General features: G+C 61.9%; 8 protein-coding genes. 7 read left to right on the top strand and 1 reads right to left on the bottom strand.

Going from position 1 to position 12767, the window contains the following annotated elements; translation table 11 throughout:
- Window positions 1-21: 21 nt before the first annotated feature.
- Window positions 22-819: a PAN domain-containing protein gene (locus NL532_RS28955; protein ID WP_023692429.1), complete on the bottom strand. Its 798-nt coding sequence runs from the start codon at window positions 817-819 to the stop codon at window positions 22-24.
- A gap of 496 nt (window positions 820-1315) precedes the next feature.
- On the opposite strand from NL532_RS28955, the gene NL532_RS28960 reads away from it, so the two are divergent.
- From NL532_RS28960 to NL532_RS28990, 7 genes are all read left to right on the top strand, one after another.
- Window positions 1316-2944, top strand: coding sequence for a S1C family serine protease (locus NL532_RS28960; protein WP_245270342.1), 1629 nt, complete (start codon window positions 1316-1318; stop codon window positions 2942-2944).
- Window positions 2941-4203 carry a hypothetical protein gene (locus NL532_RS28965; RefSeq protein WP_023829578.1) on the top strand — a complete coding sequence of 421 codons (1263 nt, stop codon included), beginning with the start codon at window positions 2941-2943 and terminating at the stop codon, window positions 4201-4203. Before NL532_RS28960 ends, NL532_RS28965 begins: the two co-directional genes overlap by 4 nt.
- 37 nt (window positions 4204-4240) lie before the next feature.
- On the top strand, window positions 4241-7366 hold the full coding sequence (locus NL532_RS28970; RefSeq protein WP_023829579.1) for a virulence factor SrfB: 3126 nt from the start codon (window positions 4241-4243) through the stop codon (window positions 7364-7366).
- An 11-nt stretch (window positions 7367-7377) separates the two neighbouring features.
- Entirely contained in the window at window positions 7378-10083 is a 2706-nt protein-coding gene (locus tag NL532_RS28975; protein WP_023711804.1) for a virulence factor SrfC family protein, read from the top strand.
- Window positions 10080-11033 carry a hypothetical protein gene (locus NL532_RS28980; protein WP_023692435.1) on the top strand — a complete coding sequence of 318 codons (954 nt, stop codon included), beginning with the start codon at window positions 10080-10082 and terminating at the stop codon, window positions 11031-11033. The genes NL532_RS28975 and NL532_RS28980 overlap by 4 nt, the downstream gene beginning before the upstream one ends.
- Before the next feature lie 61 nt (window positions 11034-11094).
- Window positions 11095-11838, top strand: a complete 744-nt coding sequence (locus NL532_RS28985; protein ID WP_023692436.1) for a PAN domain-containing protein — start codon at window positions 11095-11097, stop codon at window positions 11836-11838.
- Complete coding sequence (locus NL532_RS28990) at window positions 11835-12767, top strand: PAN domain-containing protein (RefSeq protein ID WP_023692437.1); 933 nt, start codon at window positions 11835-11837, stop codon at window positions 12765-12767. The genes NL532_RS28985 and NL532_RS28990 overlap by 4 nt, the downstream gene beginning before the upstream one ends.

The raw sequence follows: 12767 nt of genomic DNA on the forward strand, positions 1-12767 counted from the left end.
CCCGCAGTGAAGCCGAGGCATTCACTCGTGACTAAGCCATATATCGATGCGGTAGCGGTCAGAACCTTGCATGGGCAATAGACCGTCCGCGCGCGTTCCCACTCCTGCAGCACGAAGGATCGGACGCATCTCCTCCAGCACCGCTCCAATTCTCCATTCCTCGGCGCTCGGCGAGGCATAGCCAACGGCCTTGGGCACCAGCGCACATTGCGGTGTGGTGTTCCTGTCAAACTGTTCAATTCTGCCCGGAATGACGCGCAACGATTCAAAAACATATCCGTTGATCGAACTGCGAATTGAGGCCGCATCGACCGGGGCTCCGCTGCAGACATTGATATAGACCCAGCCTATCGGCCTCGGGTCGCCAGGAATCGATCGATAACTCACCTTGCGGCCACTGATGTCTGGCGGCTCCGAGCGCACAACTGCGGGTTTCGGCTGGACGGCGGAAGGCGCCTCGGGTGGATTTGAGGGAGGACGATAGCCGGCGACCAGGTTCCGCGTGGCTGCCGTCGAAAGCCGATTTTGGCTGGCGGAGCCTACGCTCGCCAAAAGCCGACAAACGCCGCCCTCGGTCGAGTGGTCAAACCCAACGCAGCCCGAACGCGAGGTGCAAAGGGAACGACACGCCTCCAAGGGTGCGATGACCTGCGCGCTGACGAACCCGTTCAGTGAGGTCCCGGGATAGTCGAAGAACACTGCCGTGGTTTGCGCGCCGATCGGTTGAATGCCGACTAGAAGGACGAGAGTTGCCAGAGACGACCCGGCGACTCCGAGCACGAACTCTTGGAATCCGCAGCGAAAAAGATGCGCAAACATGTTTCCCCCGGCCGCTGTTATTCTGTTTCAAGTGGACTTGATCGCCAAGTCAGCGAAGTTCGCCGGCTTGATGTCATGACTGGCGACGTGGAGGGTCGAACTAGACGGCCAGCCAGGATTCTCATGACAGGTCGCGATCTTTCCTGTTGCCTCATTTTTCTTTGCCGTAGGCAATGCCCCTTTAGGGCTCGGCAATACCAGCCCGGCGCCACCGTAATTCTCCAGAATTTGCATTTCCAGCTATAAATGGGGGATGAGCACCGCGAAATTGGGTTCAAGATAGAAACGGTCGCCAAGACGTGAAATAGGCTGCGAGCCCGCTACAGGTTAAGCATCTGAGTCGAATCTACTTGAGGGCTCGTTGACACTGCGTTTTTTACGTCGAAATATGAGGCCGGGGACGCCGCATGGTCAACGATTTATTGCGGCAAGGGGAAGGTGCCTAATGGCTCGGGGGGGCAATGTCCACTTCGTTCGTTCAACGTCCGCGCGTGCCGTGGACGTGTTGGCTGTCGCAGGGAAACCGCTGTGGCGCGACTGCGAAACGGCATTCGCCCGCATAGATGAACTGTGCGGGGACAACACCTCGCGGCTGTTCGCGGAACCGAACGCCAAGGAGCAGGAGGGCGGCCGCCTGGTCGTGGCGTGGTTCAGCAGCTTCGACGAGGAGCCGAAGCAACTGGGCGAACTCGATCGGGGAAAACGGTCGCGGATCGAGTCGAACTTGGCCGCGCGGATCGAGGCGCTTCGACCAGCCCTGGCGGACCGGGAAATCGGCGGGACCGTTGGGGCGATGCTCAATGTCGCGGACGAAGCCTCTATCGTCGCCGTCGGCGAGAACGCCGTCCTCACGAATTGGGGAGTGCTGCCGGAGGAAGCCCGCTCCTCCCGCGCCGCATTCGTGCGGCACAGCGAGCAGACAATTGGCCCCTACCTTCCAAGCGGCATGTCCCCCCGGGTGCCTGGTCAGGCGTGGGCTGCCCTGGGAGGTTTCGCCACTGCCGGACTGTCTCCCCCGCGGCGCGTGATTGCACCCGAGGCCACCGCAGCATCCACGCAAGAGGCTCAATCAACGGCGCCAGCTCGACACAAACAGTCTTGGCTTTGGCCCATAGCTGCCCTTTCGTTGGTGTTCGCCGCCTGCCTGATCTACGCGGCCTCGCCGGGCAACCTCGTTTATCCGGAAGCGCTCCCGCCGCCACCGACAGCTCCACTCGTGAACAACGGGGAGGTCAACCGGAGCCTTGAAGAGCGAATCGGCAAAATGAAAAGGGAGCTCGCAAAGGCTGCATGCGAGGCAGATTCATCTGTTCTCGGTCCGCCGCTCCATGAGTCCGGCGGTGGAACAGAAAACGGCGCGTCAGGAGCCGCCCGCGGGCAGGCGCCTGCCCCCGGCTCACCGCATTCGCTTCTCGCCGCCCTGGACTCGGCGACGGTCCTCGTGCTCGCACCCTCGGCGGACTCCCTCAGCACTGGAAGCGGGTTCTTTGTGAGCCAGAGGGAAATCCTCACCAACAACCACGTTGTCGAGGGCGCCGGGGGGACGGTATTCGTCGCCAGCAAGGCACTCGGGCGTGCGGTTCCCGCCCGTGTCGTTGCAAGATCCGCAAGCAGCGAGACTGGAAATCCGGACTTTGCCCTCCTTCGGGTGGATGATGCCCCCAGCACTGTGAGGCCCCTGCACCTTTCTACGGAAATCGCCAGGCTGGACAGCGTCATCGCGGGGGGCTTTCCGTCATTCGTGATGTCGATGGACAGCACTTATCGAGCGATCCTCAATGGCGACACCACGGGGCTTGCCAATCTTGAGATGGTCGTCACGCAGGGCAACGTCATGGCCATGCCTCAGGGCGGGGCGGCAAAGGTCATTACCCATTCCGCGAACATTTCCCCCGGCAACAGCGGAGGTCCCCTTTCGGACGCCTGCGGCCGGGCCGTCGGAGTCAACACCTTCATAGTCCTCGACGGGGGGAACGTTCAGAAGCTGAACTTCTCCCTCGGCGCGAGCGACGCCATCCGGTTCCTGTCAGCCAACGGCGTGACGGTGGCCGGCGCCGATCAGCCGTGTAATCCGGCCACGGGAATAGCCGCGGCCGCAGGGCCAACGGAAGGCCCTGTCAAATGAGCCAGTTCGTCGCGACCACGACCCTCAGCCTGATGCGTTCCCTCGGGTCGACCGCGGAGCGCTCGGTCCATAGGCTTCAAGCCGTGCTCGGACGGGAATTCCCCGGGGGCATAGGGCTCGAGCTGGCCGAACCGGTGCCGCGAAAGGACGGCTCTGGGATCGACTGGTATACCGAGCGCGACGAGCCTCTTGTCCGGCTGACGGACCTCCCGCCCGAAACGGCGTCCGTCTACAAGGCGCGGCTCGACCAATCCGTCCGCGCAGTTCTTCGTGCGGCCGCCGCGCATGAGGCTCGCACCGACCCGGCAGCCCGCTCGACGGCTACTGCGCTGCGCAACGCGGTGACATTCCCCGACGACGAGAACGTATGGGTTTCCGGCGGCTCCGACGGGAGCGACGGAGTGCTCGTGCTTACGGCATGGGGTTACGAAAAACATGACGCGGAAACCAGCGGCAAGGGACAGATTGCTGAAGCCGCCCGGGACCGCCCGCCGACGGCTTCTGTTGCGGACACAGCAACGGAGCGGCCCGTGCGATCTGCTGGACCTGCCTGGTGGCAGTCGGTCGCCCGCAGGCTTCTTTGGCTTGTTCCCGTAGCACTCGCGGGGGCGACCGCGTGGCTGCTGCTCCCGGCTTGCGGCTTGGTCCTTCCGTTCGGAGTCACCGCATTTGGAAAGGGCGGAGGCGCTTACTGCGCCCTTGCGGCGCCGCAGCCGACTGTCGACCATAGTAGCTTGCGCACGCGGGAACTCATCTCGGAAGAAGCTGTCATCGAGGAGCAGCTGCGGCGGCACCTGAACTCGTGCCAGCCCCCCGCTCCGGCGCCAAGGGCCGAGCAGACTGACCCAGCGCAGGAAGCAGACAATCGCGTCGAAAGCGCAGGCGGTGCGGAAGGCCAGACGCAGGTGACGCTCATCTGGAACAACCGGACCGACCTGGACCTCTTCGTGAAGTGCCCGGACGGCGGAATGGTGCTTCTGGACGGACAGCCGAAATGCGGGGGCGTGCACGACATCGACATGAATCTCAATGGAGAGAGCACCAAGCCGGTCGAACACATAACGTGGGCGAGCAAGCCACCGCCCGGACACTACGAGGTCTACCTGAGAATGTTCAACAAGCGCGGAGATCCTGCCCGGCGGACGGATTTCAACGTCATCCTCAAGAAGGGTGACGCCACTCAAAGCTACCCGGGCAGCGTGACTGAAGAGTCTCACGACGCGACGCAGATGAAAGTCATGGAGTTCAATGTTCCATGACTGCAGCAAGCCGCCACCAGCCTGACAGGACGAATCGATGCTGACCAACCTCGCCGATTTCAGCGACGGCTTCACGCTGGTGCCGGACAGCGGCCTCCAGTTCGTCGAGTTCGGGTTTGACTTCGACGCTTCGCCGCGTCTTACGAGGTCGTTCATCGAGCGTGTGTCGCCGGGCGAAACGGGGTCGGATGGAAAGACGCTGATCCGCCTGCTTCCGAACTGGAACGATGACGACCCCGACTCTGACCAGCCGCCGTATCCCCCGAGTGGCGACGACGTGGTATACGACATCGCGAAGTCGAGGGCGCTCGAGACCTTCCTCGACCGCTGGGTTCCGGTGCCGTTCTTCAAGATCGAACCCGGAAAGGACTCGCTGGGCAACGAAATTTACGCACAGGGCCCGACCGACTGGGTCCGGGTAAGGGTTACGGAAACCAGGAACGCCCATGGCGACCGGAAGGGAACGCACAGGGCAATCTTCGCATTCGACAGCTCGCTTGCGCCCCGCAAGACGAACCGTCCCTATCTCGCGCCCTGTCCGGAAGACGCGATGCGGACAGAATCGTTCCGGTTCGTCAGCCAGCTTCCAGACGTCATCTCGTTCCTTTCCCATAAGGTCGACGTTCCCGGACAAGGGCCCGTGGACGCCCAGAAATGGCTGGACGATTGGCTGAGGGACATCCTCCACTCCTTCAAGAAGCTTCAGAGGAAGGGCAAGGAGCTGAGGCCCGATGACTTTCCTTTCCAGTTCGAGCACCTCGCCCGCTACATAACCTTCGTCCAGTTTCTCGCCAGCGTGATCAAGCCCGTTCGCGTCACCCTCATCGACACGGTCAGCGACAACAGGAACGTCCATCCAGTCGACGTCGACCTGGTGCTCGACATCGGGAACTCGCGGTCGTGCGGACTTCTGATCCAGTCGTTCCCGGACGACGTGAACGTCGACCTCAACAACTCCGTCGTGCTGGAATTGCGCGACCTTTCCAAGCCCGAACTCGTCTATCGCGATCCGTTCGAAAGCCAGTGCGAACTGGTGGCCGGGGAATTCGGAGCGGAAGACATCGCCAGGCGGTCAGGCCGACCGCGGGCATTCTTTTGGCCAAGCCTGCTCCGCATCGGCCCCGAGGCCTCCCGCCTGCGCGGGGAGTCGGAAGGCACCGAGGCGGCCACGGGGCTTTCTTCGCCGAAGCGGTACCTGTGGAGTTCCGATCCGGTTCTCCAGGAGTGGAAGTTCCGCTCGGCCTCGGCGGGCCATGCGGGAACCGAGCCGCTGATCGAGCGCTCCATGTACCGCTTCATAAACGACCGCGGCGACGTCCTCGAACAGCTCGAGAGCGACAGGCGCCAGTTCAGGTTGAAAGTCAAAGAGAGCGAACTGCAGACGGCGAGCCGCTTCTGCTTCTCGAGGTCGTCCTTCTTCACGTTCATGCTTGTCGAAATCATTGCGCAGGCGATGTCGATGATGAACAACCCCGGCACCCGCCGGGAGAGAAGACTCAAAGATTCTCCGCGACGCCTGCGCAGGATCATCCTGACGATCCCGTCAGCGACCCCGATCCAGGAGCAGCGCATCCTGCGGTCGCGCGCAGAAGCCGCGGTCAAGCTTCTCTGGTCCCTGTCGGGATGGGGCGACAGCGACAGCGGCATAAACAGCCAGCGTCCGGAAATCCACTGCTCCTGGGACGAGGCGAGTTCAGTTCATCTGGTCTATCTCTACGGCGAGGCCGTGCACAAGCTGGGCGGGTCGATCAGGACGCTGTTCGACATGCTCGGCAAGGACAGGGAGAGGCCGAAGGCGCTCCCGGCGTCCAAGGCCAAGGAGAAGCTCGAACGGTCCCTGCGCGTCGCCAGCGTCGACGTGGGCGGCGGCACCACCGACCTCATGGTTACGACCTATTTTCAAACCGACAATGTCGCCCTTTTCCCCGACCAGAACTTTCGGGAGGGATTCCGTATCGCGGGGGACGACCTCCTCAAGGTGGTTATCGAGCGGCTTGTCATACCCAGGCTCGAGGAAGGCCTGGCTCAAGCGGGCCTCCCGAACGCGCGGAACTATCTCAAGGACCGCTTCGCAGGCGACAACCCGAACATGTCCGAGCAGGAAAAGCACCTGCGACGCCAGTTCGTTCTGCAGGTTCTGCAGCCAATCGCCATCGCGGTTCTGTCCGAATGCGAAGCGATGCCTGCGACGAGCCGCAAGACGGAAATCCGGAAGGCAGGCAGTTTCTTCGAGACCGGGGGACGAACGACGGCCGGAGGCGACATTCCGGTTGACGCGCGCATCCTCGGATATCTCAAGGACAGCATAGGGGCTCTGGGAGCCGGAGAGTTCACGGTCTCCGACTGCGACATAGCAGTCGACCCGCTGGCGGTCGAAGAGTGCGTCCTGTCGATCTTCGACGGCGTGTTCGACAACATCGCGGAAGCGATCAACCATCTGGACGCTGACGTGGTGCTGCTGACCGGGCGGCCGATGCGCCTGCCACAGATGATAAGCCTGTTCATGAACAAGATGTCGGTCCGGCCTGACCGCGTCATTCCGATCAAGGACTATCGCGTCGGCACGTGGTATCCCTTCCGGGGCGTCAGCAACACGCACATCGACGATCCAAAGACGACCGCGGTCGTGGGCGCAATGCTGTGCGCGCTCGCGGAACGGCAGATCACCAACTTCACCCTCTATTCCCAGTACCTCAGGATGAAGTCGACGGCCCGGTACATCGGTCGGCTTCAGGGCAGCTCCGTGCTGCCGGACGAAACCCTGCTTTTCTCGGACATCGACCTCGATGCCGCAACGGCGGAAGCCGAGGCGGAATTCGACTACCACAGCCCGCTTCGCATTGGCTTCAGGCAGCTTCCACTGGAGCGCTGGGTGGCGACTCCGCTCTACAAGCTGACCACCGCGCAGACGCGATCGGCGCGGAGCGTGCGAAAGCCGGTCCGCGTCACGATCGCGCGCAATGTGCAGGTGCCGGAAGACGACGAGGCGAACGAGATCGCGCTTCTTACGAGCGAGGCGACCCGCGAGGAGTTCGTGGTTCAGGACGCGGAGGACGCCGACGGCTCTCCGGTCAAGCGCATCATGGAGCTGAAGCTGGACACGCTCGCGGTCGAGGCGGGCGACGGCTACTGGCTCGATACCGGAATTATCTCCATCCAGTGAAAGCTGAAGGCATGCGTAAAGAGTTGAAGAAGACCTGCGACACGGCGCTGAAATCGGCGCAGGAGGGCCTTGTCTGGATCGGAGCCTCAGCAAACGCGGAGCGGGTCGGCAGCACGCGCTCGGGCGCCGAGCAGCAGCTCAAGAAGTCGATCGTTGCCACCCGGAAGGCGATGCTGGCCATAGACCGCCCCATGTGCGTCGGGGTGTTCGGCCCCAGCCAGGCTGGCAAGTCTTATCTTGTGTCCGTCCTGGCCCGCAATGGAAGCGCGCCCTTGATGGCTCGCTTCGGCGATCTCGGGCGGGAGGTCGATTTCATCCGGGAGATCAACCCCGGTGGCGATCGGGAGTCGACCGGGCTTGTCACCCGCTTTTCGGTTCGAGAAGAGCCAAGTCCGCCCGGCGCGCCCGTTGTGCTGAGGATGCTGAGCGAAACGGACGTGGCCAAGGTCCTGGGCAACAGCTTCTTCCTTGACGGAGACGCGAAGAAACGCGCGCCGCTGACTTCCGACAGCGTCCTGTCCACCCTGGAAAGGGCGAAGAGCCGGGCTATGCCGCAGGCAGCGACGGATGGCCTGGCCGAGGAGGACGTGTGGGACCTCCAGGAGTATTTCGAGAAGCAGTTCGCCGGGTTGCCGAACATCGAAACGCTAGGGGCCTACTGGGAGGAAGCGGCCTTCCTTGGCTCCCGGCTTTCCATTGCCGACCGCGGCGACCTTTTTTCCGTGCTATGGGGCGGTCTGCAGAAATTTACCGATCTCTTCGTCGAACTCGTCACCGCCCTTGAGAGCCTGGGGTTCGCCAAGGATGCCTACTGCCCTGTCGAGGCGCTGGTTCCCCGGGAAAGCAGCATCATAGACGTCGAGACGCTGCGGGGGCTCGGAAAATCCGGCCAGGACGAGTTGCTGATCCGGCCAATGAAAGGATCGACGGTTTCGTTGCCGAGACCCGTTATCGCCGCATTGGTGGCTGAACTCCGGATTGCGATATCGGAACAGCCATGGCCGTTCTTCGAGCACACAGACCTCCTGGACTTCCCGGGCGCTCGCAGCAGGCAGAAGGTGGACCTTCAGGCCTTCATCGAGGGCAACCCCGACGCGCTCAAGGAACTCTTCGTCCGGGGCAAGGTTGCCTACCTCTTCGACCGCTACGTTGCAGAGCAGGAGCTTTCGAGCATGCTGCTGTGCATCAAGCCCTCGAACCAGGACGTCGCGACCCTTCCCGACATGATCGACGACTGGATCAGAACCTCGCACGGGGAAAGCCCGCTCGATCGGGCCCGGACCGAGACTGCGCTGTTCCTGGTGCTGACGATGTTCGACATGCACTTCAGCGAAAAGGCGGGCGAGGAAGGACAGAGCCTGGCGGATCGTTTCAGCGCGCGCCTGGGCGCCTCGCTAACGCGCTTTTTCGGCAAGGCCCACAAGTGGCCGTTCGAATGGATGCCGGACAGGCCTTTCAACAACTCTTACTGGCTGCGCAACCCGAACTTCAAGGCAGAGTCCCTGATCAAGTACAAAGGCGGCGTGGAGACCGAGATATTGCCCGACAAGGTCGCGAAGGTCGCCGCGCTGCGCGAGGCGTATCTTCAGGTCAGTGAAGTTCAGCAGCACTTCCGCGAGCCGGCCAAGGCCTTCGACGAGGCCCTCAGGCTGAACGATGGCGGCGTAAGCTATCTGGCGGAGAACCTCGCGGCCATCTGTCGTCCCGACATCAAGTATTCACAGATACGAGGCCGCGTCGGGGACATAGCCCACGATATCCGCCGTGTGCTCGCTCCGTATTTCATCGAAAGCGACATCAACAAGCGGATAGCCGAGCGTCGGGAAGTCTCGGACCAGATTCTCGCAAACTTCACCGAGGTTTGGGAGCGGGACCAGTTCGGGACCGCCATGAAGATGCTGCAGATATCGCAGAACGGAATCTCCGAACACCTTCACATCGAGTACGGCAACCGCCTCAAGCGGCAGAACGCGCCGGAGGAAGGTTCCGAAGGACGGACAGACGCCGCGGCGAAGAAGCGACCGGCGCCTCCGCGGCCCGGCGCCCCTCCATTGCCCGGCAGCAAGAAGAAGGTGGCCGCGGCCGTGGTTTCCTCCGGGGAGTCGGTTTCGCAGAAAGCGCTGCCGCGCGAAGCCTATCTCGCCCGGTCAGCCATCAGGCATTGGACGGACGGCCTTTTCGCACTCGCGAGAAACGACAATGCGTTGCAGGCCATTGGCCTCGGGCAAGAGTCCGCAAGCGAGTTGGTCGCCGAGCTTACATCTGCCGCGCGGCGATCGGGGCTCGAAGAGCGCATAGCCAGGGACCTTGCCAAGCTCTCGGGAAGTTCAGTCGAAAGGTCCGACATCCTGCTCGAGAAGGCTGGCTTTCTTGCCACGAGCCACATCAACCGTTTCGTCAGCACGCTTGGCTTCGACGCGATGCCCGAGAACAAGCGGCCTCTGGCTCCTGACGGCACTGAGAACGGTGAAGTTAGGGTTTTTGCCCGCCGTCCGAGCGTTTCAGACTGCGACGGGCTTGGGGTGGAGCGGCGGAACTTCTCCTACCTCGCGCTCTCGGAGTGGATGTACGCCTTCCACCAAGTGGTTACTGACAACGTCCTCTCGGGCGAAGGGATCATTATAAACGTCGAGGAGAACGAGCGCCTGAGGGCCATACTGGACGCGCTCGATGAGTCCGCGCCGCTGCTTGGTGCGCCCGTTGGGACTGCTCGATGAACAAGGTTGCGGTCAAAGTCAGCGAGGACGAGACGCGCCTGTTCGGGCATGCCCTGATCACGTTCCCGCAGGAACTAGGCAGCTCTCCGGGGTTGCGACTGTCGATCATGCGCAAGTCCAAGGACGCTCCCTATCTTGGCGCCGCCGGATGGCAGGCGCGTCCCGCAACCGTAGAGGCAGCGGTCGTCAGCCGCGGCGCGAATTCGGCCACGCTGGTCGTCGGACCCGAGGTCTGCGACCAGATCCCGGTCGACCTGCAGGTGAAGATCGAAGTCGAAGGCCATGACATTGAGGGGAGCGCCTTCTGGCCGCCGATCCCACCTAGCCCGGGAGCTTGGTCCCAGGAACTGACCCCTTTCAAGATGTCCATTCCTCAGGCTATAGAACGGGAGCTTGAAGAGGCCCTCGAACAGGTTGTTGAGCTGCCACGGGTGGTGGAGCCGAAACCCCAGCCTTTGGCCCAGCCGCCAAAGAAGAGGCGGTTCTTGTACCTACTGATCCCGTTGGCGCTGCTTCTGGCAGGGGGAGGATACTACATTGCCGACAGCAGGGGTTGGTTCAACAACCCCGAGCCTTTGCTCGCGCGTTTCGAGAGGCTGAAGCTGACGGACACTAACGGCGTTGAGCTGTTCGCCCTAAGCGGCGAGGCATACCGGGAAGGCGCCCGCGGAATCGGCTTGCAGGCGATCAATCTTGCGATGGAGCGGGGCAACAAGGACGCGAAACTCGAGATTGCGCGCTGGTACGATCCAAGCTCCTTCGAGCCCAGCAGAGCAGATCGACCGGATGCGAACAGGGCGGCGAGGGCCTATTTCGAACTGTCGGTAGAAGGCGAGACAGCGGCCAGGGAAATGCTCCGCTCCCTCTGCGCGAAGAGCGCGAGTTCTCCTCAAGACCTTGGGTTCAATGGGTTCCTGAAGGACACTTATTGCGAGGGGACGCTGGAATAATGATTGAAAATCACAAGGTCCGGCAATTCGCCGCCTATGGAACCGTCAGAGGGACAATGGCATGCTGAAGAGCAGCTTCGACAAGTATTTCCTCCACTTCAGGGGGTACATGGCGGCCATGGCTGCTGCAATCTTGCTGGGCATGACCCTGTCAGCGGGAGCACAGGAAAATTCCGCGGCGAACGAGCTTTTCAACTACCCGGACACTCTGCTGAACGGGATCGTCAGCGCCCAGTTTTCCAAGCCGATAGAAGAATGCCGGAAACTCTGCGAGGCGCGTTCGGGATGTCAGGGGTTTGACCATTCTCAAAAGGACGAGTGCCGCCTGTTCGCGAGCGTGGGCGCCGGACGCGTGAACGTGGGTTCGACCGCTGCGACGCGCAGCCTGCTTTCGAATTACACCGACCCGACAAATCCTCCGCTTGCAGCCAGGCTGGCGAAGCTCAAGGAAACCGACACTGACGGCCATGAACTCTTCGCGCTAAGCGAGGAGGCTTTCAAGCGCGGAGACCGGAGCGTCGGGCTGCAGGCGATCAATCTCGCAATGCAGAGAGGCAACCAGGACGCGAAGCTCGAAATGGCGAAATGGTATGATCCAAGGACCTTCGCGCCGGACCGCGTGGACGCGATCGACTCCAATAAGGCGGCGCGTTCGTATTTCGAACTCGCGCTAGAGGGCAATGCGCAAGCCAACAACCTGCTGAGCTCGCTTTGCGTCGACGCTAGCGACACGGGCTCGAACCACGCCAACGCATACGAGAATTTCCTTCGCACCACCTACTGCGAAGGGTCGATCAGTCCTTGACCCAACCGCTCTTACATATCGGTTTCATGGGTTGGGCCAAGGGAAGCGGAATGCAGCGGAGGCGGCATTGGTTGCGCGTGGTCGGAACAGCGTCGGCGGCGTTTCTGCTGACATTTTCGCTTGCGATGCCTGGAATTGCTACGCAGGCATTGGCGCAGGCGTCAGGAGGCGAACTTCTCGAATATCCAGAGACCGCATTGAGGGGAACCCCCAGTGCCGAGTTCCGGCGACCTTTGGACGACTGCCGGAAAATCTGCCTGGAGCGTTCGGGCTGCGCCGGGTTCGATCACTCCTCTTCAACCAACCTCTGCCGTTTGTTTCCAGCGGTCGCCTCAGCACAACCTGACCCGCTCTCGACCGGCGGCACCCGCCAGCGGATTCCAGGCTATCACGATCCCGCCAATGCCGAGTCCTGGTACTATGCGTCCTTCAGCGGGGTTGACCTTTGGGGGGGCGATCTCGTGTCAAAAGGCATCGATGCGCCCAACGCCGAAAGCTGCTCGGCTCTGTGTGACAGCCGAACCTCCTGCCGGGCGTTCACCTACAATCAGGAGGTGAATCGATGCTTTTTAAAATCGGGCTTCGATTTCGTGCAATCCTACCCTTTGGGACGGTCCGGCCTCTATTTCAAGGCTAAACCATCGGCCCCTCCTCCGACCTTGACTGCCGACTGGGAGCTTTTCACCCTGAGCGGCTTCATTGGAAACGGCATGGAATCGCCTGCGATCTCCTATCAGGAATGCATGGGGCAATGTCACTCGGACGGTGGATGCGGTGGGTTTACGTGGGTGACCGTGAGACCCAACCGATGTTTCCTGGTCCAGGGAACCAACCTGTACCCGGTGCGGCGAAAAGGCATGACGTCGGCGCGAAAAAACAGCCGGACGGTCACTCCCGACTTTGTACATCCCGTCGCTCCGAGGGATTAA

Origin of the sequence: Mesorhizobium sp. C120A, from assembly GCF_030323105.1 — a bacterium.
In the GTDB taxonomy this organism is placed as follows: Bacteria; Pseudomonadota; Alphaproteobacteria; order Rhizobiales; family Rhizobiaceae; genus Mesorhizobium.

What these genes read in the sequence shown, in the direction of transcription:
- NL532_RS28980 (WP_023692435.1), top strand. Translation starts at nt 10,080, where the DNA reads ATGAACAAGGTTGCGGTCAAAGTCAGCGAGGACGAGACGCGCCTGTTC.
- NL532_RS28955 (WP_023692429.1), bottom strand. Translation starts at nt 819, where the DNA reads ATGTTTGCGCATCTTTTTCGCTGCGGATTCCAAGAGTTCGTGCTCGGA.
- NL532_RS28970 (WP_023829579.1), top strand. Translation starts at nt 4,241, where the DNA reads ATGCTGACCAACCTCGCCGATTTCAGCGACGGCTTCACGCTGGTGCCG.
- NL532_RS28975 (WP_023711804.1), top strand. Translation starts at nt 7,378, where the DNA reads ATGCGTAAAGAGTTGAAGAAGACCTGCGACACGGCGCTGAAATCGGCG.
- NL532_RS28985 (WP_023692436.1), top strand. Translation starts at nt 11,095, where the DNA reads ATGCTGAAGAGCAGCTTCGACAAGTATTTCCTCCACTTCAGGGGGTAC.
- NL532_RS28965 (WP_023829578.1), top strand. Translation starts at nt 2,941, where the DNA reads ATGAGCCAGTTCGTCGCGACCACGACCCTCAGCCTGATGCGTTCCCTC.